Genomic DNA, 21,940 nt, shown 5'->3' on the forward strand with positions numbered 1-21,940 from the left:
CGTCGGAAGCCGACGTGCCTTTACGCCCGGGCGGGTTGCGCCTCCCGCCCGGCCGCCGGCCGCTTCCGCGGCAGCGACCTCACTCTAGATCGGGCGGCCTTGATCGGGGAAGAGCTCTCGCCGCTGGGCGGGCGCCGGACGCGGGTGGACGTCGGTCTCGATCAGGTCGACGGCGCGGACGGCGCCGTCGTGTTCGCGGATCTCGGCACCCAGCCTGATGGCGGCCGCCCGGTGCGCGGCGCTGTCGAGCAGCGCGACGACCGCGGCGCGGATCTCGGCCGGCCGGGCGGTCTTGCTGATCGACCGGCCGACACCGAGCCGGGTCACCGCCGCGCCGATCGCCGGCTGGTCCATCAGCGGGTGCATGGGCATGACCAGCAGGGGTACGCCGTGCGACAGCGCCCGGGCGGTCGTGGCGTGCCCGCCGTGGCCGATCACCAGCGCGGCGCCGGGCATCAGGGCGCTGTGGTCGGCGTACCGATGGATGGTGGTGTTCGCGGGTTTCCGCAGGATCGCCGGGTCGACCGCGGGCCCGGTGGTGACGACCACTTCCGCGGGCAGGTCGGCCAAGCCATCCACTATGGACCGAAGGGCGCGTTCCTGCCCGGGGAACCGGGTCGTGCTGAGGCTCACCAGCACCCGGGGCGGGTCGGCCCGGGGCGGCGGCGGCGCCGGCGGGTCCTGCCAGACGACACCGACGTGGCGGACCCGCGCCGGGAAGCTCGCGGCCGGCGGCTCGAACTCCGGCCGGGTGGTGACCAGGCTCAGCGCCGGCGACTCCAGCACCTGGCGCATCCGGATGCCGCGCAGCCGCAGGATCGCCCCGACCGGGCCGCGTGCCTGCCCCGCGAAGTAGCTCCACAGCGTGTGCACCAGCGAGACCGTCGGGATGCCGGCCTCGATCAGCGTCCGCATGGCGCCGAGCAGGAGGCAGTCGACGACGACGATGTCGGTCGGCGCGGCGGCGGCCAGACGCAGCGCGTCGGCGCCGATGCCGGCGTCGGCGAAGACCGCGGTCAGGTCGCGCAGGCCGGAGAGGGTGCTGCGTGGGGCGGCCGCCTCGTAGGGAAGGCCCTCGCGCACCGGCTCGAACGCGAAGCCGGCGGCCTCGATCGCCCGGCGTTGCGGCTCGTGGCCGAGGAACCGTGCGGTGCCGCCACGGCGGACGATCTCGCGGGCGATGCCGAGCGCCGGCGGCAGGTTGCCGCCGCCGTCGACGGTGACGAAGAGCGCGTGCATCTCAGGACCTCCCGAGGATGGCGTCGACCAGCGCGAGCATCCGCGCCTCGACGGTGGCGGCGTCGAGGCCGCGGTCGCGGCGCAGCAGTTTCCAGGCGTAGACGTCGGTGGCGACGACGAGCAGGTCGACCAGCGCCTCGCGGTCGGCGGGGCGGGCGAGCAACGGCCCGAACATCTCCTCGACCCAGGCGCGGTGCAGCAGCTTGCCGGGGCCGACGACGGCGGCGATCCGCGGGTCGTGCTCCTGGCTGAGCATCCGCAGGACGAAGTCGCCGCGGCGCTCGTAATGCGCGACGACCACCCGCACGGCGGCGGCCGGATCGCCGGCCGGCGCGCGGCGCTCCTCGACCACCTCGGCCGAGGCCGCGGCCACCGCTTCGTCGAGCAGGCCGTCGCGGCTGCCGAAGTGGCGCAGCACGGTCTGCACGCTCGTGCCGGCCCGCGCGGCGACCTCGTCGAGAGTGATCTCGATCGTCATCTTCTCCTCGCTCAGCTCGAGCACCGACCGCAGGATCCGCTGCCGGGTCGCCGCCTTGGCGTCGCTCCGGGCCCGCATCGTGTAACCGCGTCTGCTCTCCATCTCGCCCTCGACGCTAGGCCGGCCCGCAATTTCATGTCAATGCTCGTTAACATGAAATCTGGGGAGATCCCAATCGCGCTACACCGGCACTTCCCGCCTAGTAATTTCGGAGCGGTGGGAGCCGAGCAGCAGAACCTCGAACTGATGCAGACGTTGGACGACGCCTGGAACAGTCAGGATCTCGATACGTTCAACAGCCGCCACGCGGACGATGTCGTGGTGCGCTGGCCTGGGCGGCCCGAGACGCATGGGCGACACAACCACGAGGCCGAGGCGGTCGCGTTCTTCACGGCGTTCCCGGACCAGCACCTCGACAACCGCCCCTACAAGGTGTTGTTCGGCTCGGGCGAGTGGACCTGCTCGGTCGCGCACTGGACCGGAACCATGACCGGCGCGCTGGGCGACGTCCCACCCACCGGCCGGTCGTTCTCCGTCGACTTCTGCACCGTCGCGCACTGGGTCGACGGCAGGATCGTCGAGGAGAACCTCTTCTACGACCTGACCACCTTCATGAAGCAGGTCGGCCTCGCATGAGTCAGGTCGGCGTCGGGATCATCGGGACCGGCTACATCGCCACCGCGTGCCATGGGCCGGCGGTGATGGCGTCGCCTTCGGCCCGGCTGGCGGCGGTGCTGTCCCGGTCCGAGGCCGGAGGGCGCGATTTTCTGCGTACGTTCGACGCGTCCGACGCACGCCCCTACTCCGACCTCGACGCCTTCCTCGCCGACCCGGAGATCGAACTGGTCGTCATCGCCTCGCCGGACGGGCTGCACTTCCCGCAGGCGGCCGCGAGCCTGCGCGCCGGCAAGCACGTGCTGGTGGAGAAGCCCATCGCGGTCAGCGAGGCCGAGGCGCGGTCACTGGTCGACCTCGCCTCGGCGCAGGGGCTGGTGCTGGCCAGCGGCTACCACCTGCGCTGCCATCCCGGGCATGTGGCACTGCGGGAACGCGTCCGGGCCGGGGCGCTCGGCACGATCCGGCACCTGCGGGTGATGTGGTCGTTCCCGATCGCGGAATCCAACTGGCGTGCGCGCAGCGACATCGCGCGCTGGTGGTCGCTGTCGGCGACCGGCACGCACTGCCTCGACCTGGCCCGCTGGTTCGCCGACGACCTCGACGACTGGGCGCAGTTCACCGCCGTCCTCAGCAACACGAGGTGGCAGGCACCGCGCGACGAGTCGGCCGCCATCGCCGCGCAGTTGGCCTCCGGGCCGACGGTCGAGGTGCTGAGCTCGGTGCAGTTCGAGATCTACACCCGGGTGGAGATCTTCGGCGATCGCGGCATCGCGGTCTGCGCCGACACGCTCGGGCCGGAAGGCGGCGGCGAGGTCCGGCTCAACGGGGAGCGGCTGGACTTCACGCCGGGCAGTCCCTTCGTGCCGCAGCTCGCCGCGGTCCTCGGCGCCATCGCCGGTCAGGGCGGCCCGCCCGCCGACGGCATGGTCGGCCTGCGGGCGATCAAGGACCTGGAGCTGGCGGCGGGCTAGCAGCCGGCGCTGGCAAGGGAGTTGGCAAGGCGACGGGCGCAGCGTTGTGGGCGAGTTCTGGTGAAAGGGGACCTGCCCATGACTCGCAGGATGCTGCGCGGGCCAGGAGCGGTGCTGCCCGGCCTGGCGGCCGTGGCCGTGCCCGTCGCGACGACGTGACCGCCGAACCCGACCCGGCCAGGGCCACCTCCGTCGGCGGGTTCGTCCAGGAGCTGCGGCTGCTGAAGATCTGGGCGGGCGACCCTCCCCTGCGCCGGCTGAGCCGGGACAGCGGGCTGGCCCGGAGCACGCTCGGCGACCTGCTGAGCCCGCGCCGCGACCGGCTGCCCTCCCTCGACCTGGTGCTCCGCTACGTCGGCGTGTGCGGTGTGACCGGCGAGCGGGCGGCGGCCTGGCGGTCGGCGTGGCGCGAGGTCCATGCGAGGGACGGCGCCGGGTCCGCCGCCGCGGCGGAGCGCGCCGTCGTGCCCCGCCAGCTGCCGGGCGGTCCGGCCCACCTGGTCGGCCGGGACCGGGAGCTCGCGCTTCTCGACCGGCTGGCCGACGAGCCCGGCGCGGTCGTCGTCACCGGGATGCCGGGTGTCGGCAAGACCGCCCTGGCCACCGCCTGGGCGCGGCAGGCCGCCCGGGATCATCCCAACGGCCAGCTCTACGTCAACCTGCGCGGTGTCGACCCGGCCCGGGCACCGCTCGACCCCGGCGCGGTGCTGCACGGCTTTCTCGTCGCACTCGACGTCCCGCCTTGGCGCATCCCGCCGGAAACGGACGCCCGCGCGGCCGTTTACCGCAGCGTGCTCGCGTCCCGCCGGGTGCTGGTCGTCCTGGACAACGCGGCCTCGGTCGAGCAGGTCCGTCCGCTGCTGCCGGCCAGCTCGACCTGCCTGGTCACTAGCCGGGTGCAGCTCGACGGCCTGGTCGTCGGCGAGGGTGCCCGGCCGCTGCCTCTCGACGTGCTCACCTCCGCCGCCGCGGGGCTCCTGCTGAGCCAACGGCTCGGCGCCGGACCGGCCGCCGCACGGCGCGTCGGTGCCGGGCCGGCCGCCGCGCGGCTGGTCGACCGGTGCGCCGGGCTGCCGCTGGCGTTGACCGCGGCGGCGGCCCGCCTCGCACAGCAGCCGTGGCTGTCCGCGGCCGCCCTCGCCGCGGAGCTCCGGGCGGCGCCGCTGGACGCGCTGAGCACGGACGACCCGGCGACGAACCTGCGTACGTCGTTCTTCCTGTCCTACCGGCGGCTGACCGACGGTGCCCAGCGGCTGTTCCGGCTGCTGGGCACCGGCCCGGAGCCGGTCATCGGCGGGGCGGCCGGGCGGGAGCTGGTCCGCGCCCAGCTGGTCACCGGGCGGTCCCCGGCGCTCCATCCGCTGCTGCGCTGCTATGCGGCCGAGCTGGCCCGGTCCGTGGAGGACCGGCCCGCGCCGGTCCTCCATGTGGCCTAGCAGTCAGCCCCGGTGCTGGTGCTGATCCAGTCGGTCCAGTCGGTCCAGTAGCGGGTCGGGCCGTTGTCGCCGCCGTCCTGCTCGTACATCCGGAAGTGCACGCACGAGGCTTCTTCGTGGTCGAACTTGCACTCGACCCAGTGCCCGGCCGTCTCGGTGTTCGCGCACCAGCGGACCTTGCCGTAAAGGGTCTCGATCTCGACCCGCGCGCTCCAGCCGTCACCGACGCCGTCGTACACCCATTGGTCGTCGCCGGCCCATTCGAAGCAGGTGTCGCCGTAGTAGGGGTTGACGGTGTGGAAGTAGCGGCATCCGGCGGGTGGCTGCAGGGCCGCCTGCGCGGCCGGTGCGCCGAAGAAGACTGCTGCCGGCAGCGCGAGCAGCAGGGTCGACAACGCGGTGACGAGTTTTCTCCGCACGTGCGGCTCCCTTCGTAGGAGTGATCCTCGCCGCCGACGCTGCCAAAGCCCGTCGATGTCCAGCAATCGTTTCGGACAGGCCCGGACAGGCCCGGACGATCAGCCCCGCTCGACCCACTCGGTGATCATCTCGTCGTTGGTGTGGATGCAGGTCATCCGCAGCGGCCCCGCCGACGACCCGGTGAACCCGTGCACCTCGCCGGCAGGCACGACGACGACCGAGCCGCCAGTGGCCTCGATCGTCTCGTCACCCGCCAGGAACGACCCCGAACCCTCATGAAGAACGAAGATTTCGGCGTACGGGTGGGTGTGCGGCCCCGGCCCGTGGCCGGTCGGGCTCGCCTGGATGAAGAACGAGATCGGCACGCCGCCGTGGTCGCGGCCCAGGAACGTACGCGAGATCTCGTTTCCGGGAAGTTCTCCGTTCTCAATGTGTAGCGCCATAGTGGTGACGCTAGTACGGGAGCAGCTCGTGCGAACGGTAGGGCGCTTCGAGGGCGGTCAATTCCTGGTCGGTCAGTGCCAGCTCGACGGAGGCGACCGCGTCGTCGACCTGGCCGAGCGTGGTCGCACCGACGACGGGCGCGACGACGGCCGGCTTGCGCATCGTCCAGGCGAGCGCCACCTGAGCCGCTGGCACACCGCGCGCTTCGGCCACGACGCGCAGCGCGTTCAGCACGTCGACGTCGTTGCCGGCCGGGGTGCGGGGCTCGGCGAGCAACCGCGGCGTCACGGTCCCCGGCGGCCGGGCGGCGAGCACGCCCCGCGCCAACGGGCTGTAGGGCAGCACACCGACGCCCCGGTCGGCGCAGAACGGAATCATCTCGCGCTCCTCCTCGCGGTAGACCAGGTTGTATCTGGTCTGCATGGAGACGAACCGGGTGGGCGCGACGAACTGGGCGGTCGCGAACTGCCACGCGCGCATCAGCGAGGCACCGAGATAGCGCACCTTCCCAGCCCGTACGACATCATGCAATGCCGACATTGTTTCTTCGATCGGTGTGAAGTCGTCCCAGCGATGAATCTGATACAGGTCGATGTGATCGGTGCCGAGCCGGGCCAGCGAGGCGTCGACGGCATCCATGATGTGCTTGCGCGACAGCCCACGGCCGTTGGGGTCCGGCGTCATCGGGTAGAACACCTTGGTCGCGAGCACGTAGTCGTCACGGCGGGCGAAGAACTTTGCGAGCAGCCGGCCGGTGACCTCCTCGCTGACACCGTTGGAATACATGTCGGCCGTGTCGAAGAACGTCACGCCGGCCTCGACGGCCCGCCGCACGATCGGTTCGGCCCGCTCCTCGGGCAGCACCCAGGAGTCGGTCGCGGGGTCGCCGTAACTCATCATGCCCAGCGCGATCCGGGAGACCCGCAGGCCGGAGTTACCGAGTCGGGCGTACAACATCCAATGCTCCTGACGTAGAACGGCGGGTGCTCAAGACGAGCAATGCGACGGCGAGGGCGACCAGCACGCCGAAGACGGTCTGATAGCTGAAGGCGGCGATCACGGCGCCGGCGACCAGCGGGAAGGCCACGATCACGACCTGGCCGGGTAGAGCGTCGTGACTTTCGGGGCGACCGGCTGGCCGGCGCGAACATCAGCAGTCCAGCGGCGGTGGCAGCGAGCGCGGTCGCGGTCGCGCATCCTAATTGGATGGTGCCGGTCAGGTAGCCGATCCGGGCGGCGCGCGCGTCGTCGGAGATGTGCTCGCTGACGACCATCGGCCCGACCGGGTAGACGACCGACCAGGTCGATCCGAGCACGACCGTCAGCACCGCCAGCGCGGCGCCGAGGCTGTCGAGCGTCGCCAGCAACGCGGCCGCCGCGGCAACGCGGCCGCCGCTGCAACGCGGCCGCCGCGGCATAGGCGAGCGAGGCCGTTGCCAGCAGGACGGGCGGCCGGATCCGGTCGGGGAAGCTCAGCAGGGTGCCGAGGAGACCCGCGGCCGGAACGGCGGCCACGGCGGTGAGCAGCCCGAAGGTCGCCTCGGTGCCGCCGAGCGCCTTGATGTGCAGCAGCAGCATCCCGTACGCCGTCGCGACAGCCAGCGTCGCGCTGAGAGTTCGCCCCATTGCGCCAGTCTGTGGCCGGGGCGGCTGGAGACTACCGGGGCAATTCCACTCGGCAGGCCGCATTTCCTGCTCTTTCCCGGTCTGTCACGCTCGGGGTATGTCCACTGCCCCGTTGAAGATCACGAACGTCGCCGTGCCGGTCGCGGACGGGGTCGCCCCGTTCGAGCTGGGCATCGCCTGTGAGCTCTTCGGGCTCGACCGGTCGGACCAGGGCCTGCCCCGCTATGACTTCGCGCTCGCGTCGGTGGCCGGCGGGCCGGTCCGCACGACGGCCGGCTACGAGGTCGCCCCCTCTTCCGGGCTCGACCGCCTGGCGGAAGCCGACCTGATCGTGCTGGTGGCCGGCGCGTGGGTGGAGACCGAGCCGGACCCCAAGCTAGTCGACCATCTCTACGCCGCCCGCGACCGCGGCGCCCACCTGATGGCCATCTGCCGGGGCGCCTTCGTTCTGGCGGCGGCCGGCCTCCTCGACGGCCTCCCGGCGACGACGCACTGGCGCTGGACGGCCGAGTTGGCCAGCCGTTATCCGAAGATCCAGCTCGACCCCGGCGTCCTCTACGTCGACTCCGGCGGCATCTCGACGTCGGCCGGCACCGCCGCCGGCATCGACCTGGGCCTGCACCTGCTCCGCCGGGCCCACGGGGCGGCGGTCGCGGCGGAGGTCGCCCGCCGGATGGTGTGCCCCCACACCGCGACGGCGGCCAGGCCCAGTATCTGCGCGCCCCACTGCCGGCCGTGGCCGCCGCCGACCCGCTACAGGACGCGATCACCTGGGCAATGGGCCGGCTGGACCACCCGATCACGGTGGCCGACCTGGCCCGCGAGGCCCGGCTGGCGCCGAGCACGTTCGCCAGGCTCTTCCGGGACGCGACCGGGACGACTCCGCACCGCTGGCTCACCAACCAGCGCATCGACCTGGTCCGCGAACTCCTGGAGACGACGGACCAGACAATCGAGTCACTGGCCCGTACGGCGGGCTTCGGCAGCGTCGACACGCTGCGGGCCCAGTTCACCCGCCAGGTCGGCGCCGCACCAGCCCACTACCGCCACACGTACGGCATGCGCCGCGGCGCCGCCTAGCCGTTCTCGGAGGACGCGTCGCTTTCCACACGTTCCGGTTATCCACAGGCAGCCCGGAGCTCGTTGCCCGCGCCCACCCGCGGCGGCCATCCTGTTGCCAGTGGATCCGAGACTCGTCAAGGCACTGCACACCGGGGGCGGCGTGGTGTGCTGGGCCGCCGCGCGGGAGGCATCGGTTCCCCGATGGGCGATCGATCATGGCGTGAGGTCGAAGCGCCTCGTGCGAGTGCTTCCAGGCGTCTACGCCGACGCGTCGCGCGCCGGCGACGCAGCCGTCCGCCGCCGCGCCGCGCTGACCTATGCCAACGGCGGCAACAGTCGCCAACCGCCAGGTCCGGGCGGGGAGGGTGGGGGTGGGGCCCTCAGTCACACGTCGGCGCTGGCGGTTTGGGGGCTCGTGAGCGGGCAGGTGTTGGAGCGCGAACACGTTACGGTCGCCCACGGCTCAACGCCACGGTCGCGCGGCTGGCTCGTGGTTCATCATTCGTTGGAGGCACCGCAGGTCGTCGTCCGAGACGGCTTCGCCGTTACCCAGCTCGAGCAGTCCTTGGTCGATGCGTGGTCGTGGTTGCCGCCAGCGCGACGGCGAGCACCGGTCATCGCCGCGGTCAACGATCGCCTCACGACGGCGCAGCGCCTCGGTGACGCGCTGACGGCGGCGCCCAAGCTGACCGGTCGTGGCGAGCTACGCAGCTTGCTTGCGAAACTCGCCGCCGGGTGTCGGAGCCCTCTTGAGATCTGGGGCGACGACCATGTCTTCGCGAGTCCAGGAATGCCGGCGTTCAACCGACAAGTGCCGATCCGGCTCGACCGCTACACCGCCTATCTCGACGTCTACCACCCGGAGACGCGCGTCGACTTCGAGCTTGATGGCGCCAGCGTCCACGGCACGTCCCGTCAGCGTGAGATCGACCTTCGCCGGGACGCGGAGTTAGCGGCACGCGGCATTCTCGTCGTCCGACTCAGCCACGCGCGCTTGACCGAAGAACCGGAGGCGGTGCGGCGAGAGGTTCTGGCGATCCTGCGAAACCGGGCTTGATCCTTTGCATCCCATCGCCACGTCACCCGGTCGCCACCATGATCATGTGTGCCCCACCTGCAAAGACCGCGGCGTGTCGTGCAGATCTGATGCACATGATCACGGCTCAGCCCCTCCGCCGTGCCGATAGAGCACACATGATCATGGGGGTGCGTCGCCACCCACCGCGCAGCCGGCCGACTCTATGGCCTCCGAGCCGGCAAAGAACGTCCCGAGCCGCGTGCAGCACGAGGACCTTGGCTTGAGCGAAGCGACGCCCGTCAGCGCCGCCGATTGAGCCGGGGCTGGCAACCCCGCGCGACCACCGGCCCGACCGGCAGCGGCCCCCGGGGACCATCGGCTCGAGCGGCAGAGCGCCCCGGGCGGCCATCGGCTCGAGCGGCAGAACCCCCGCGCTGCCACCGGCTCGAGCGGCAGCGCCGACATCCTCGAACGGCCCCGCGCTGTGCTGACGACCAGGAACCCAAGAAACGTGGCGACGCACCCTCCGCAGGGCAGGCGCGGAGGGTGCGTCGGGTGGGGGCGGTGGCCGGCACGGGTTGTGGGCGTCCCGTACCGGCCCCCGCGGCTAGGGAAGGGTCCAGCGCTGGTTGGCGGCCCCGTTGCAGGTCCACAAGTGGACGATCGTGCTGTCGGCCGAGTTGTTGCCGCTCACGTCGAGGCACTTCGACGAGGTGGCGTTGACCAACGAGCTGTTGGCTCCCGCCGACCAGTTCTGGGCGCCGGTGCCGTTGCAGGTCCAGAGCTGGATCTTCGTGCCGTCGGCCGTGCCGCTGCCCGAGACGTCGAGGCACTTGCCGAGCGCCCGCAAGGTCGAACCCGTGCGGGTCCAGGTCTGCGCGGTCGAGCCGTTGCACGTGTAGAGCTGGATCTGGGTGCCGTCGGCCGTGCCGCCGCTGCGCACATCCAGGCACTTCCCGGCCAGGCCGACGATGCGGCCAGTGCCGGTGGGGGGAGGAGAGCCCTTCACGAACGTGAAGTCGTCCACATCGAACAGTCCGGTGCCGGAACCGGTGAACGTCAGGTAGACGTTGGCATTGCCCGAGGGCACACCGGTCAAGGTCGTTTGGACATTGGCGTACGTGTCCCACGACCCCGTGTTCGGCACCGCGACCGAGCCGAGCACCGTCCCGGTGGCCGAGCCGTTGCGGACCTGGATCGTGCCACCCGCGCCGCCGGAGACCACGCGGGCCCGGAAGGTGGTGGCACCGCCGACGTTGACGCCGTTGTAGGCCGCCCAGTCGCCCGGCTCGATGTAGCCCAGTGTCTGCCCGTTGTTGGCGCCCGCCTTGGTGAACGCCTGCACGCCGGACGCCGACGAGAACGACTCGGCCTGCACGGTCACGTCGGAACCAGTCGGAGGCGGCGTGCCCAGTTCCTTGATCCGGACGTTACGGAACGAGACGTCGTCGCCCGTGCCATGGTTCTGGATGCCAATGTGGCCGGCGAGCGACCGCACCGGATTGGTGTTGGTGAAGTCATTGATCTTCGTGCCGTTGAGGAAGAGTTGCAGCCGCTCGCCCTCGACCAGCAGTTCGTAGGTGTTCCACTCCCCCGGCGGGTTCAGGGCGGCGTCGCGCGCGGCGATGTCGGCCGACTTGAACGTGTAGACCGATCCGGTGGTGCGGTCGGCCGCATCCGTGGAGTCGATCTGGATCTCGTAGCCGTTGTCGACCGCGGACCAGGGGTCGGTCGACGGCGGGAAGCCGATGAAGATGCCGGAGTTGTCGTCGCCGTCCATCTTCCAGTCGAGCTTGAGGGAGTAGGAGCTGAACTGCTTGGCGCTGTACCAGAACAGGCCCATGCCGCCGGTCGACTTCAGCGTCGCGTCGGAGTTGGTGAACGAACCCGGCCCGGCCTGCGACCAACCAGAAGTCGATCCATTGTAGAGCGTGGTGTAGCCGGTTTCCGGCCGGCAGTCGGCCTTGGTCCTCAAGGCGGCATACCGGATGCCGCCGAGCAGCATCGCCCGGAACGCCGAGTCGGCGAAGGACTCCTGGGTGTGGCCGCCGCCGGTGTAGAACGAGCGGCCGCCGTCGTAGGCCTTGCACCAGATGTGCGGGTGGTCGGCACCCATGCCGCCGCCGGAGTAGGAGGCCTCGTCGAGCGTGGCCAGGACCCGGGCGCTGGAGCGGACGTTGGTGCGATAGTTGTACCACTCGTCGGTGCGGGTCCAGGTCTGCGGCAGGTGGGCGGTGGCCGCGGTGGCCCGGTTCTCCACCTTGACGTTGGCCTGCTGGATCGCCGGGTGCGACGCGAACCAGGCGCCGACCAGGTTGCCATACCAGGGCCAGTCGTATTCGGTGTCGGCGGCGGCGTGCACGCCGACGTAGCCGCGACCCGACCGGATGAAGTTCTCGAACGCGGTCTGCTGCGTCGCGTTGAGCACGTCGCCGGTGGTCGACAGGAAGACCACCACCTCGTAGGGCGCGAGCCCGGCGGCGGTGAACGTGTTGGCGTCCTCGGTGGCGGTGACGGTGAAGTTGTTGGCCGCGCCGAGGTCGCGGATGGCCTGGATGCCGGCCGGGATGGAGTCGTGCCGGAAACCCGCGGTCTTCGAGAAGACCAGCACGTCGTAGGCGGCGTCGGCGGCGCTGGCGGGCCCCGCTTGCGCGGTGCAGGCGATGACGGCCAGGGCGGCGGTGACCGCGCCGATGGCGGTCCGGATGAGTCTGCGCATCTGCTCTCCCAGGAAGGAGCGGGGGCGCCTGGGCGGGCGCCCCCGCGGGGTGGGGTTAGGGCAGGGTCCACCGCTGGTTCGCGGCGCCGTTGCAGGTCCACAGGTTGACGGGCGTGCTGTCGGCCGAGTTGTTGCCACTCACGTCGGCGCACTTGTTGGAGCCGGCGTTGACCAGCGAGCTGTTGGCGCCGACGGACCAGTTCTGGGCCGCCGTACCGTTGCAGGTGTAGAGCTGGATCTTGGTGCCGTCGGCCGTGCCGGCGCCGCTGACGTCGAGGCACTTGCCCAGCGCCCGCAGCGTCGAGCCGGTGCGGGTCCAGCTCTGCGACGCGGTGCCGTTGCAGGTGTAGAGCTGGATCTGGGTGCCGTCGGCCGTGGCGCCGCTGCGCACGTCGAGGCACTTGTTGGCCAGCCCGACGACCGGGCCGGTCCCGCTGCTGCCGCCGCTGGTGTTGAACGTGAACGCGTCGACGTCGAAGAGCGCGCCGGTGCCACCCGCGAACGTCAGGTAGAGCGTGGTGGTGCCGGCCGGGACCCCGGTCAGGTTGGCGGTGACGTTGGTGAACGTCTCCCAGCTACCGGTGTTGGCCACCGCGACCGAACCGAGGACGGTGCCGGTCGCCGAGCCCGCCCGCACCTGGAGGGTGCCGCCGACGCCGCCGGAGGAGACCCGGGCGGTTACCGACGTGGCGTTATTGATCTTGTACGGGTCGAACGAGATCCAGTCGCCGTTGTTGACGTCGCCGACCGTCCGGCCGCCCTCGGCACCGGTCTTGGTGATCAGCGAGACGCCGGCGGCCGTCTTGTAGTGCTCGGCCTGGCGGTGCTTGGGCTGCAAGGTGAACTGCTTGTGCGTGACCAGCCCGCCGTTGTCGGTGTATTCGGCGTCGAAGATCGCGAAGATGTTCGCCGCCGCGTCGTGCTCCCCGTCGGTCGGGACGGTGATCGACCCGGAGCACCCGGTGACGGACGTGATCTGGTGGCCGTGCTGGTCGTGCCCGAGGACGTAGGTCATCTTCGCCCGGGCGCAGTTGATCGTGCCGTCTTCGGGGTCACTGGCCGTGATGGTGAACGGGATCGTGTCGCCGAAGTTGAACAGTTGGCCGTTGCCCGGAACGCTGATGTTGACCGTCGGTGCGGTGTTGCCGACACCGACCTGCACGCTGGCGGTCCCGGTCGCGCCCTGCGGGTCACGCACGGTCAGCGTCGCGGTGTAGGTGCCGTTGGTGCTGTAGGTCTTCGACGGGTTGGCCGCCGTCGACGTGGTGCCGTCGCCGAACGCCCACGAGTAGGTCAGCGCGCCGCCGTCGGGGTCCGTGGAGCCGGCCGACGAGAACTGGACGGTGAGCGGTGCCTGGCCGGAGGTGGGCGAACCGGTCGCGACCGCGGTCGGTGCCCGGTTGCCGCCGGCGACGTAGTCGAAGCGGTAGAGCGCCGAGTTGGCGTCGCCGTTGAAGTAGCCGGTGCCGTAGTCGAGCACGTAGTAGGCACCGTCGGGGCCGAACGCCGAGTCCATCACCTGCTTGCCGACCCAGGGGAAGGCGTCGATGGTGCCGCGGGTACCGTCGGCGTTGACGTGGATCGGCTTGATCCAGCCGCGGCCGAACTCGGTGGCGAAGAACTGGCCCTCGAAGCTCTGCGGGAACTTCGTGGTGGAGGTGCTGGACGCGTTGTAGCGGTAGACCGGGCCGCCCATCGGCGACTCGGAGCCACCGCCGAACTCGGTCGGGGTGCCGCTGTCGCCGCCGTACTTGATCCAGGCGGGCCGGGCGGCGGGCAGGGTGGCCAGGCCGGTGTTGCGGAACGAGTTGTTGGTCGCGCCGCCGGAGCAGTTGTATTTCGCGCCGGTGCTGTTGGTCGCGAAGTTCCACTCGTTGTAGGTCTCGGTGGTGGTGTTGGTGCCGGTGCAGTAGGGCCAGCCGTAGTTGCCGGCCGAGGTGACCCGGTTGAACTCGACCTGGCCGGACGGGCCGCGGTTGGCGTCGGTGCTGCCGCTGTCGGGGCCGTAGTCGCCGACGTAGACCACGCCGGTGGCCTTGTCGACGCTGATCCGGAACGGGTTGCGGAAGCCCATCGCGTAGATCTCGGGGCGGGTCCGGGCCGTGCCCGGTGCGAACAGGTTGCCGGACGGGATCGAGTAGGTCCCGTTGGCGTTCACCTTGATCCGCAGGAGTTTGCCGCGCAGGTCGTTGGTGTTGCCCGCGGAGCGCTGCGCGTCGTAGGCCGGGTTGCGGTCGGTGCGCTCGTCGATCGGGGCGAAGCCGGCCGAGTCGAACGGGTTGCTGTCGTCACCGGTCGACAGGTAGAGGTTGCCGGCCGCGTCGAAGTCGATGTCGCCGCCGACGTGGCAGCAGATGCCCCGGTCGGCCGGCACGTCCAGGACGGTGACCTGGCTGGCCATGTTGACGGTGAAGTCGGCGTTGAGGGTGAACCGGGCGAGCCGGTTGACGCCCTGCCAGGCGGTCCAGTTGGTGCCGGTGGCGGGTGCGTCGCCGGCCGGGGTGGACAGCGGCGGCGCGAAGTAGACGTAGATGAAGCGGTTGCTGGCGAAGCCGGGGTCGATGCCGACGCCCTGGAGCCCTTCCTCGTCGTGGTTGTAGACGGGGATGGTGGCGATCACGCTGGTGGTGCCGTTGGCGTCGGTGCGCCGCAGCACGCCGTTGCGGGCGGTGTGCAGGACCGAGCGGTCCGGCAGCACGGCCAGCGACATCGGCTCGCCGACCTCGTTGACGCCCTTGGCCAGGGTGACCTGCTGGAAGTCGGTGGCGTTGATGGTGTGTGCCTGCGCGGCCGGAGTGGCCGCGACGGTGCCGGTGAGCGCCGCGGTGACGAGCAACAGAGCCGCACCGGCGGCTCGGCGGCGCAACGCGCGACGATTGTCCATTAGAGACATGGACAGTCCCTTCCTGACGTGTTGCCAGGCAGGGCGCGCGCCGTCGCGCCTGTTGCCGTAGCGGATTCCGAAGATGTAAACCGCGGTGGTCGACACAGTAAATTAATTGAGGCACATGTGTCTATAGCTTCTGTCGCAGATGGCTCCACTTTTGCCGATCCGGCGAAAAGTAGGTTCAGAGCTGCCGGTCGACTGCTTCCGCCGCCAGAGCGGTGAGCACCGGGAGAGCCTCCGCCGAAACCGGTGCGTCCGCCAACGCGCCCAGTGCGGCGTCCGTGCGTACCTTGATCATCTGTTCGATCCGGTCCAGGGCACCGGTGTCGATGATGACCTGGCGCAGCTCGGCCGCCCCCTCGGGATCGAGGTCGGGGTTGCCGAACAGCTCCTTGAGCCGGCGCTGCTGGTCGCGGTCGGCGCTGCCACGCGCCAGCGCCATCATCACCGTCGGCTTGCCCTCGCGCAGGTCGTCGAGGATCGACTTGCCGGTCACCGCCGGGTCGCCGAAGACGCCCAGCACGTCGTCGCGGAGCTGGAACGCGTCGCCGAGCGGGTCACCGAACGCCGCGAGCGCGGCGAGCGACTCCTCGCTGGCGCCGGCCAGCGCGGCGCCGATCTGGAGCGGCCGGGTCACCGTGTAGCGGGCGGCCTTCATCCGGATCACCGTCAGGGCGCTGGCCACCGAGCCGTCGCCGACACCGGAGACCAGGTCGAGATACTGGCCGGCGATCACCTCGGTGCGCATGATGGCGAACACGCCGTACCCCTTGTGCACCTGCTCCGCCGACAGGCCGCACTCGTGGAACATCTGGTCGGCCCAGGCCGCGCACAGGTCGCCGCACAGCAGGGCGGTGTTCCGGCCATAGGAGGCCGGATCGCCCCGCCACGAGGAACGGGTGTGCAGATCAGCGAACAGCCGGTGTACGGACGGCTCGCCGCGCCGGCGGTCGCTGCCGTCCATGATGTCGTCGTGGATGAGAGCGAACGCGTGGAACAGCTCCAGCGCCGCGGACGCCGCGATGATCGGGGCGCCGTCGGTGCCCCCGGCCGAACGCCAACCCCAGTAGCAGAACAGCGGCCGCAACCGCTTTCCGCCGGCCAGCACGAAGCGGTGCAGCGTCGTGAAGACGCCGCGCGGCGCGCCGTCGGGCCAGTCCGGGTCCTGGCGTTCCAGGAACGCGGCCAGCTCGGCGTCGAACCGCGCGCGCAGCTCCGCGGCGTCCATGGGTCGGACGTCGACCGTCATCACTCCTCCTTGGCGGCCCGGGGGCCGACTTCCTCGTCCGCCGGCCCCTGGCCGGCGCCGGCGTTAATGCCGGCCAACCTCAGCAGCAGATCTTTTACCTCGGTCGCGGCGAACCGGTCCCTCGCCGCCGCCGGGTCCGAACAGAGCAGCACCGGTGCGTCGGCGGAGTCCGCCGGCAGCCGGCCGTGCGAGCCGCGCACCGCGCGGGCACCCGCGTCGAGCCCGACGACGCTCATCAGGTAGCGCATGCCGAGCTTCTTGCGGGCCAGCGCGACCCCGGCGCGCCCCTTGGCCTTGCCCGGGTTCTCCGGGTCGAAGAGCAGTTCCGCGGGGTCGTAGCCGGGCTTGCGGTGGATCTCCACGAGCCGGGCGAAGTCGGGCGCCCGGTCGTCGTCGAGCCAGTAGTAGTAGGTGAACCAGGCGTCGGGCTCGGCGACCAGGACCAGCTCGCCGGCCCGCTCGTGGTCGAGCCCGGCGGCCCGCTTGCCGTCCTCGTCGAGCACCTCGGCGACGCCCGGGAGGCTGGCGCACAGCTTCTGCACCGCGCCAATGTCCGCTTTATCCCTGACATACACGTGGGCCACCTGGTGATCGGCCACCGCGAACGCCTTCGACGTCCATGGGTCGAGGTATTCCATCCCGTCCTGGGTGTAGACGTGCAGCAGCCCTTCGGCGCGCAGCAACCGGTTGACGTCGACCGGCCGGGACACGTCGGTGATGCCGTACTCCGAGAGCACGACGACCGTGGCGCCGCGCCGCTCCGCCGCGTCGAGCAGCGGGCCGATCTCGGCGTCGAGGGCCGACGCGGCGGCCGCTGCCTGCGGTGCGCCCGGACCGAACCGCTGGAGGTCGTAGTCGAGGTGCGGCAGGTAGACCAGGGTCAGGTCGGGCGAGTGCTCGTCGAGGATCTGCTCGGCCGCCCGGCGGATCCACCGCGACGAGGCGATGCCGGCGTTGGGTCCCCAGTAGGTGAACAGCGGGAACCCGCCGAGCTTGGCGGTCAGCTCGTCGTGCAGCTCCGGCGGGTCGGTGTAGCAGTCGGGCTCCTTGCGGCCGTCGGCGTAGTAGATCGGCCGGGGCGTGACGGTCCAGTCGACGTCGGCGCCCATCGCATACCACCAGCAGACGTTGGCCACCGTGTAGCCGGGGAAGGCGGCGCGGGCGGCCTGCCAGACCTTCTCGCCGCCCATCAGCGCGTGGTGCTGCCGCCAGAGGAAGACCTCGCCGAGGTCGCGGAAATACCAGCCGTTGCCGACGATGCCGTGCCCGGACGGCGGCTCGCCGGTCAGGAAGGTGGCCTGCGCCGAGCAGGTGACCGCCGGGAGCACGGTGCCCAGCTCCGCCTGGAAACCGCGCTCGGCGAGCCCGCGCAGGCGGGGCATCCGGGTCAGCAGGCGCGGGGTCAGGCCGACGACATTGATCACAACCAAGGGCTTGGCGCTCATGTACGTGCTCCAGACGGGGCGGTCGCGGAAAGGCCCAGGTCGACCAGGGTGTCGCGGGCGAAGGCGAGCTCGGCGGCGATCCCGTCGGCCAGCGCGGCGTCGCCGTCCGGCCGGCGGGCCGGCGGCAGCACGCCCCAGGTGTAGGTCTCCACGTCGAGGTGGTCGCAGAGTGCTTGGGGGCCACCGACCAGTTCGCCGAGCGCTGCGCGGAGGACGGGGATGGTCGAGGTCAGCGGCGGCATCGGGGCCGCGTGCAGCGGCACGTGGTAGTGCACCCGCCAGGCGCCGCCGGACAGGCCACGGTCGAGGGCCTCGTCGAGGTCGTCGGCGGCGCAGGCCGGGTCGGCGGGATCGGCGGCGCCCGCGGTGGCGGCGGACCGGGTCTGGTGCAGGAACCGCGGCTCGACGTATTCGCGCAGGGTGTCGGCGGCGGCCGCCGGGTCGGCGGCCTCCAGCGCCGCGGAGACCTGCACCTTGACCACCGGGATGCCGGCGGCGCGCAGCCGGCCGACCGCCTCCGCCGGTTCTTCCCAGGCGCAGGCGAGGTGGGCCAGGTCGAGGCAGACGCCGATCCGGTCGGTGTCGACCGAGGCCAGGTGGCGGACCGCCTGTTCGGTGGACTCCACCACGCAGCCGGGTTCCGGCTCGAACGCGACCCGGACCGCGCGGCCGGTCTCCCAGGCCATCCGGGTCAGGCCGGTGGCCAGCCGCTCCAGCACCCGTTCGGCGGCGCCGGCCTGCGGCGGGTCCCAGGGCTGGCGCCAGGCGAACGGCAACGTCGAGATCGAGCCCCGGGTCGCGTCGTCGGGCATCAGGTCGAGCAGCACCCGGGCCAGGTCGAGGGTGTAGTCGAGGCGTTCCGGGGTGGTCCAGTCGGGGTGGTAGACGGCCTGCTTGACCACCGGCGCGTGGAACGACCGGTAGGGGAAACCGTTGAGCGTCACCACTTCCAGCCCGCGGGCGTCGAGTTCGGCCCGCAGCTGGCGGCGCAACCGGCCCCGGGTGGCCAGCTCGGCCGCGACCGGTGCGGGCAGCCACATGCCCAGGCCGAGCAGGTCGGCGCCGAGGCTCTCGCGTACGCGGGAGGCATAGGTGTCGAGTTGCGCGACGATGCCGGCGAAGTCTTCGGCCGGGTGCACGTTGGTGCAGTAGCTCAGGTGGACGGTCTGGCCGTCGCGATGGCGTAGGCGCATCAGCTGCCCCCGCGCAGGATCGAGTTGCCCTCGAAGGACGCGCCGGCCTCGGTCTCCGCCAGCTCGAGCTTGCCGGACTGGCCGTAGAAGGCCACCGGGTTGCGCCAGAACACCAGGTCGACGTCGTCGTCGGTGAACCCGCTGGCCAGCATCAGGTCGGCCGTCTCCCGGGTGAGCAACGGGTCGGACCGGCCCCAGTCGGCGGCGGAGTTGACCAGCACCCGCTCGGTGCCGAACTGCCGGAGGATCTCCACCATCCGGGGCGGCGACATCTTGGTGTCGGGATAGATGGAGAAGCCGGCCCAGCAGCCGGAATCCTTGACGGTCGCCACCGTCACCTCGTTGAGGTGGTCGATGACCACCCGGCCGGGCTCGATGCCGGACTCGGCGACCACCTTGACGCTGCGCTCGGTGCCGCGGGCCTTGTCGCGGTGCGGCGTGTGCACCAGCGCCGGCAGCTCGTGCGTGATGGCCAGCGCGAGTTGGGCCGCGAACGCGGTGTCCTCCTCGGCGGTCATCGAGTCGTAGCCGATCTCGCCGACCGCGACCACGCCGTCTTTCTCGAGGTAGCGGGGCAGCACGTCGAGGACGCCGGCGCAGCGCGGGTCGTTGGCCTCTTTGGGGTTCAGCGCGATGGTGGCGTGGTGGCGGATGCCGAACTGCCCGGCCCGGAACGGCTCCCAGCCGACCAGCGAGTCGAAGTAGTCGGTGAACGAGTCGACCGACGTGCGTGGCTGGCCGAGCCAGAACGCGGGCTCGACCAGGGCGCGCACCCCCGCCGCCGCCATCCGCTCGTAGTCGTCGGTGGTGCGCGAGGTCATGTGGATGTGTGGGTCGAAGATTCGCATCACGCCTCTTTCCGCAACCTGTTGAGCAGTCCGGTGGCGTCCGCCGCCATCGGTCTCCCCGCCGCCGCCCGTTCCTCCGCCAGCCCGGCGAGCATCACCCGCAGCTCCTCGTCGGCGCGCTCGTCGAGACTGTCCACACCGGACAAGGGCAGACCCATGAACACGCATTTGAGTACGCCCTGCCGCCAGGTCGCCGCGTCCAGGTGTGCGGCGTAGGGGCCGAGCGCGGCCCCGACCAGGCGGGTGTCGTTGGTGCGCAACGCGTCACGCAGCAGCGGCACCGCGGCGTTGCCGATCGGCAGCAGCGGCAGCGCCTTCAGCACGGCCCGTTTCTCGCTGGCGTCGCCGTAGCGGTAGACCCGCTCGAGTTCCTCGGCCAGCCGGTCCTGCGGAAGTGCCGCCAGCAGCAGGGCCCGGGCGGCCTCGTCGGCGGTCCAGCCGTCGGTCAGCGGCGCGCGGCCGCAGGCCCGGGCCGCGCGGGGAAACAGCCGGGCGATCGCGCCGGGATCGGCCCAGACCTGGCGGACGGCGTCGTCCACCCAACCTATCGGGGGTACGGCCTGGGCCAGTGCGGCATGGAGGTCGTCGGTTCTCATCGCCACTCCCTTCCCGTCTCGGCGGCGTTCCGGAGGAAGTCGATCGAGCGCGCGGCGACATCGGGCGCCGCGTGCGAGTGCCGGGGCAGCTCGACGGCGACCAGGCCGGTGTAGCCGGCCGCGTCCAGGGCGCGCAGCACCGGTGGGAAGTCGATCTCGCCGGTGCCGAACTCGAGGTGCTCGTGGGTGCCCCGGCGCATGTCGTCGATCTGCACGTTGACCAGGTGGCCGGCGACCGCGGCGACGCAGTCCGGCACCGGGTCGGGCTCCAGGCACCGGCAGTGTCCGATGTCGAGGGTGATGCCGAAGCCGGCGGGTTCGCCGAGCGCGGCGTGCAGCCGGCGCCAGCCGGCGATGTCTTCGACCAGCATGCCCGGCTCGGGTTCGAAGCCGAGCGTGACGCCGCGTTCCTCGGCCGCCTTGAGGGTGGCGGCGCAGCCGTCGACCAGGCGTTGCCAGGCGGTGTCGGGGTCGACGCCGGCCGGGCGGACCCCGGCCCAGAACGAGACCGCCTCGGCGCCCAGGTCGGCGCCGACCGCGACGGCCAGCCGGAGGAACTCCAGCCGCAGCGCGTTGTCGTCGTGCAGCAGCGTCGGTGCGTGCTTGTGCCAGGGGTCGAGCAGGTAACGGGCCCCGGTCTCGATCACCACGCCGAGGCCGAGCGCGCCGAGGCGGTTGGCGACGGCGTCGACCCGGGCGGGCAGGCCCGGCGCGAACGGGTCGAGGTGGTCGTGGTCGAGGGTGAGCGCGACACCGACGTAGCCGAGGTCGGCGATCACCGAGAGCGCGTCGTCGAGGCGGTGGTTGGCGAACCCGTTGGTGCCGTAGCCGAACCTCATGTGGCCGCCACCTTCCGGGTCAGCCGGCGGGCCAGCGGTGCGGCCGCCGCGACCAGGGCGCCTGGTGCCGGGGCCCCGGCGCCCGCGGCCAGCGCGCCCTGCAACGCGGGCAGCGAGGTGATGCCGGCTCCGACCGCGGCGCGCACCACGCCGGCCGACGGGTCGGCCGCGGCCCGGAGCTGGGCGGCTCCGTAGCGGGTGGCGTACCAGGCGGCCAGCGCGGCCGGCACCAGCGCACGCCAGCCCCGGTGTCGTCCCGGTCTGACGGCGGCCGCGGTCACCGCCGCGGTGCCGACCAGGGTGGCGACCGGCAGCGTGCGGTCGGCGCCGGAGACCTCCCGGCGGGACAGCGCGGTGACGGTGTAGGTGTGCGCGGCGACCACCAGCGCCGCCGGCACGGCCTTGGCGGGCCGCCCGCCGGAGGCGCCGAGCAGCACGTCCAGACCCCGGCAGGCGGCCATCACGGCCGGGCCGGTGGCGGTGTTCTTGGCTTTCAGGTCGTAGGCCCAGACCGCGGCCGCCAGCGGGACGGCGACGGTGAGCGCCCGCCGGCCGCCGGTGAGCCCGGCGACCGCGACGCCCGCCGCGGTCAGCGCGGCCGCGACGGCGAACGCCCGGCCGGGCGCGATCCGCCCGCTGGGGATCGGCCGTTCCGGGCGTTCGGTCGCGTCGAGGTGCCGGTCGGCCCAGTCGTTGGCCGCCATGCCGCCCCAGTAGAGCAGCACGGAGGCGCCGGCGAGCGCGGGCGTGCGGGCGCCGAGCGCGCCCGCGGCGGCCGCGCCCGCCACCACGTCACCAGGCACCGAGAGCCCGGCGGGCGCCCGGACCAGTTCCGCGTAATCGCGCATGCTG

The 21,940-nt window shown here is 71.8% G+C and carries 21 protein-coding genes and 1 pseudogene; 6 read left to right on the forward strand and 16 right to left on the reverse strand.

Annotated elements, in window-relative coordinates; all coding sequences use genetic code 11:
- Positions 1-84: 84 nt before the first annotated feature.
- Together DFJ67_RS00395 and DFJ67_RS00400 are read right to left on the reverse strand one after the other, a co-directional pair.
- Positions 85-1,239 (reverse strand): glycosyltransferase, encoded by a 1,155-nt coding sequence (locus DFJ67_RS00395; RefSeq protein WP_116066029.1) that lies wholly within the window; start codon positions 1,237-1,239, stop codon positions 85-87.
- Position 1,240: 1 nt separating this feature from the next.
- Positions 1,241-1,819, reverse strand: a complete 579-nt coding sequence (locus tag DFJ67_RS00400; RefSeq protein WP_116066030.1) for a TetR/AcrR family transcriptional regulator — start codon at positions 1,817-1,819, stop codon at positions 1,241-1,243.
- A 114-nt stretch (positions 1,820-1,933) separates the two neighbouring features.
- On the opposite strand from DFJ67_RS00400, the gene DFJ67_RS00405 reads away from it, so the two are divergent.
- From DFJ67_RS00405 to DFJ67_RS00415, 3 genes are all read left to right on the forward strand, one after another.
- Positions 1,934-2,353, forward strand: a complete 420-nt coding sequence (locus DFJ67_RS00405) for an ester cyclase (RefSeq protein WP_203783813.1) — start codon at positions 1,934-1,936, stop codon at positions 2,351-2,353.
- Positions 2,350-3,306, forward strand: a complete 957-nt coding sequence (locus DFJ67_RS00410; RefSeq protein ID WP_116066032.1) for a Gfo/Idh/MocA family protein — start codon at positions 2,350-2,352, stop codon at positions 3,304-3,306. The genes DFJ67_RS00405 and DFJ67_RS00410 overlap by 4 nt, the downstream gene beginning before the upstream one ends.
- A 155-nt stretch (positions 3,307-3,461) precedes the next feature.
- A complete protein-coding gene (locus DFJ67_RS00415) occupies positions 3,462-4,742 on the forward strand; it encodes an ATP-binding protein (RefSeq protein ID WP_116066033.1) in 1,281 nt (426 codons plus the stop codon).
- On the opposite strand, the gene DFJ67_RS00420 is transcribed toward DFJ67_RS00415, so the two are convergent.
- The 5 genes from DFJ67_RS00420 to DFJ67_RS42170 all read right to left on the reverse strand — a co-directional run bounded on the left by DFJ67_RS00420 (position 4,739) and on the right by DFJ67_RS42170 (position 7,232).
- Positions 4,739-5,161 carry a hypothetical protein gene (locus tag DFJ67_RS00420; RefSeq protein WP_116066034.1) on the reverse strand — a complete coding sequence of 141 codons (423 nt, stop codon included), beginning with the start codon at positions 5,159-5,161 and terminating at the stop codon, positions 4,739-4,741. The genes DFJ67_RS00415 and DFJ67_RS00420 overlap by 4 nt on opposite strands.
- A 99-nt stretch (positions 5,162-5,260) precedes the next feature.
- Positions 5,261-5,605 carry a cupin domain-containing protein gene (locus DFJ67_RS00425; protein ID WP_116066035.1) on the reverse strand — a complete coding sequence of 115 codons (345 nt, stop codon included), beginning with the start codon at positions 5,603-5,605 and terminating at the stop codon, positions 5,261-5,263.
- 10 nt (positions 5,606-5,615) lie between these two features.
- Positions 5,616-6,563 carry an aldo/keto reductase gene (locus DFJ67_RS00430; protein ID WP_116066036.1) on the reverse strand — a complete coding sequence of 316 codons (948 nt, stop codon included), beginning with the start codon at positions 6,561-6,563 and terminating at the stop codon, positions 5,616-5,618.
- Positions 6,541-6,699 carry a hypothetical protein gene (locus tag DFJ67_RS42485; protein WP_170215705.1) on the reverse strand — a complete coding sequence of 53 codons (159 nt, stop codon included), beginning with the start codon at positions 6,697-6,699 and terminating at the stop codon, positions 6,541-6,543. The genes DFJ67_RS00430 and DFJ67_RS42485 overlap by 23 nt, the downstream gene beginning before the upstream one ends.
- Positions 6,696-7,232: a hypothetical protein gene (locus DFJ67_RS42170; protein WP_147315370.1), complete on the reverse strand. Its 537-nt coding sequence runs from the start codon at positions 7,230-7,232 to the stop codon at positions 6,696-6,698. Before DFJ67_RS42170 ends, DFJ67_RS42485 begins: the two co-directional genes overlap by 4 nt.
- 97 nt (positions 7,233-7,329) lie before the next feature.
- On the opposite strand from DFJ67_RS42170, the pseudogene DFJ67_RS43575 reads away from it, so the two are divergent.
- The 3 genes and pseudogenes from DFJ67_RS43575 to DFJ67_RS00440 all read left to right on the forward strand — a co-directional run.
- Positions 7,330-7,803: pseudogene (locus DFJ67_RS43575) on the forward strand (GlxA family transcriptional regulator); the annotation flags it as partial.
- Positions 7,804-7,910: 107 nt separating this feature from the next.
- On the forward strand, positions 7,911-8,312 hold the full coding sequence (locus DFJ67_RS43580; protein WP_239097312.1) for a helix-turn-helix domain-containing protein: 402 nt from the start codon (positions 7,911-7,913) through the stop codon (positions 8,310-8,312).
- Positions 8,313-8,412: 100 nt separating this feature from the next.
- A complete protein-coding gene (locus DFJ67_RS00440; RefSeq protein WP_116066037.1) occupies positions 8,413-9,351 on the forward strand; it encodes an endonuclease domain-containing protein in 939 nt (312 codons plus the stop codon).
- A gap of 568 nt (positions 9,352-9,919) precedes the next feature.
- Here the strand turns inward: DFJ67_RS00440 and DFJ67_RS00445 are convergent.
- The 9 genes from DFJ67_RS00445 to DFJ67_RS00485 all read right to left on the reverse strand — a co-directional run bounded on the left by DFJ67_RS00445 (position 9,920) and on the right by DFJ67_RS00485 (position 21,936).
- Complete coding sequence (locus tag DFJ67_RS00445) at positions 9,920-12,031, reverse strand: ThuA domain-containing protein (RefSeq protein ID WP_116066038.1); 2,112 nt, start codon at positions 12,029-12,031, stop codon at positions 9,920-9,922.
- Positions 12,032-12,086: 55 nt separating this feature from the next.
- Positions 12,087-14,915, reverse strand: a complete 2,829-nt coding sequence (locus tag DFJ67_RS00450) for a PQQ-dependent sugar dehydrogenase (protein ID WP_409362943.1) — start codon at positions 14,913-14,915, stop codon at positions 12,087-12,089.
- A 184-nt stretch (positions 14,916-15,099) separates the two neighbouring features.
- Positions 15,100-16,167: a polyprenyl synthetase family protein gene (locus tag DFJ67_RS00455; protein ID WP_116066040.1), complete on the reverse strand. Its 1,068-nt coding sequence runs from the start codon at positions 16,165-16,167 to the stop codon at positions 15,100-15,102.
- Complete coding sequence (locus DFJ67_RS00460; RefSeq protein ID WP_116066041.1) at positions 16,167-17,612, reverse strand: alkaline phosphatase family protein; 1,446 nt, start codon at positions 17,610-17,612, stop codon at positions 16,167-16,169. The genes DFJ67_RS00455 and DFJ67_RS00460 overlap by 1 nt, the downstream gene beginning before the upstream one ends.
- Positions 17,609-18,805, reverse strand: a complete 1,197-nt coding sequence (eboE, locus tag DFJ67_RS00465; protein WP_116066042.1) for a metabolite traffic protein EboE — start codon at positions 18,803-18,805, stop codon at positions 17,609-17,611. The genes DFJ67_RS00460 and eboE overlap by 4 nt, the downstream gene beginning before the upstream one ends.
- Positions 18,805-19,653 carry a TatD family hydrolase gene (locus tag DFJ67_RS00470; RefSeq protein ID WP_116075411.1) on the reverse strand — a complete coding sequence of 283 codons (849 nt, stop codon included), beginning with the start codon at positions 19,651-19,653 and terminating at the stop codon, positions 18,805-18,807. The genes eboE and DFJ67_RS00470 overlap by 1 nt, the downstream gene beginning before the upstream one ends.
- Complete coding sequence (locus DFJ67_RS00475) at positions 19,653-20,249, reverse strand: EboA domain-containing protein (RefSeq protein ID WP_116075413.1); 597 nt, start codon at positions 20,247-20,249, stop codon at positions 19,653-19,655. The genes DFJ67_RS00470 and DFJ67_RS00475 overlap by 1 nt, the downstream gene beginning before the upstream one ends.
- On the reverse strand, positions 20,246-21,088 hold the full coding sequence (locus tag DFJ67_RS00480; RefSeq protein WP_116066043.1) for a sugar phosphate isomerase/epimerase family protein: 843 nt from the start codon (positions 21,086-21,088) through the stop codon (positions 20,246-20,248). The genes DFJ67_RS00475 and DFJ67_RS00480 overlap by 4 nt, the downstream gene beginning before the upstream one ends.
- Entirely contained in the window at positions 21,085-21,936 is an 852-nt protein-coding gene (locus tag DFJ67_RS00485) for an SCO3242 family prenyltransferase (protein ID WP_116066044.1), read from the reverse strand. The genes DFJ67_RS00480 and DFJ67_RS00485 overlap by 4 nt, the downstream gene beginning before the upstream one ends.
- Positions 21,937-21,940: the final 4 nt, after the last annotated feature.

The sequence above is a fragment of the Asanoa ferruginea genome, assembly GCF_003387075.1.
Lineage (GTDB): Bacteria > Actinomycetota > Actinomycetes > Mycobacteriales > Micromonosporaceae > Asanoa > Asanoa ferruginea.

Bases quoted from the DNA above. Each gene is read 5' to 3' on its own strand.
- DFJ67_RS00395 (WP_116066029.1), bottom strand. From the start codon at position 1,239: ATGCACGCGCTCTTCGTCACCGTCGACGGCGGCGGCAACCTGCCGCCG.
- DFJ67_RS00400 (WP_116066030.1), bottom strand. From the start codon at position 1,819: ATGGAGAGCAGACGCGGTTACACGATGCGGGCCCGGAGCGACGCCAAG.
- DFJ67_RS00410 (WP_116066032.1), top strand. From the start codon at position 2,350: ATGAGTCAGGTCGGCGTCGGGATCATCGGGACCGGCTACATCGCCACC.
- DFJ67_RS00425 (WP_116066035.1), bottom strand. From the start codon at position 5,605: ATGGCGCTACACATTGAGAACGGAGAACTTCCCGGAAACGAGATCTCG.
- DFJ67_RS00430 (WP_116066036.1), bottom strand. From the start codon at position 6,563: ATGTTGTACGCCCGACTCGGTAACTCCGGCCTGCGGGTCTCCCGGATC.
- DFJ67_RS42170 (WP_147315370.1), bottom strand. From the start codon at position 7,232: ATGGGGCGAACTCTCAGCGCGACGCTGGCTGTCGCGACGGCGTACGGG.
- DFJ67_RS00445 (WP_116066038.1), bottom strand. From the start codon at position 12,031: ATGCGCAGACTCATCCGGACCGCCATCGGCGCGGTCACCGCCGCCCTG.
- DFJ67_RS00450 (WP_409362943.1), bottom strand. From the start codon at position 14,915: ATGGACAATCGTCGCGCGTTGCGCCGCCGAGCCGCCGGTGCGGCTCTG.
- DFJ67_RS00455 (WP_116066040.1), bottom strand. From the start codon at position 16,167: ATGACGGTCGACGTCCGACCCATGGACGCCGCGGAGCTGCGCGCGCGG.
- DFJ67_RS00460 (WP_116066041.1), bottom strand. From the start codon at position 17,612: ATGAGCGCCAAGCCCTTGGTTGTGATCAATGTCGTCGGCCTGACCCCG.
- eboE (WP_116066042.1), bottom strand. From the start codon at position 18,805: ATGCGCCTACGCCATCGCGACGGCCAGACCGTCCACCTGAGCTACTGC.
- DFJ67_RS00470 (WP_116075411.1), bottom strand. From the start codon at position 19,653: ATGCGAATCTTCGACCCACACATCCACATGACCTCGCGCACCACCGAC.
- DFJ67_RS00475 (WP_116075413.1), bottom strand. From the start codon at position 20,249: ATGAGAACCGACGACCTCCATGCCGCACTGGCCCAGGCCGTACCCCCG.
- DFJ67_RS00480 (WP_116066043.1), bottom strand. From the start codon at position 21,088: ATGAGGTTCGGCTACGGCACCAACGGGTTCGCCAACCACCGCCTCGAC.
- DFJ67_RS00485 (WP_116066044.1), bottom strand. From the start codon at position 21,936: ATGCGCGATTACGCGGAACTGGTCCGGGCGCCCGCCGGGCTCTCGGTG.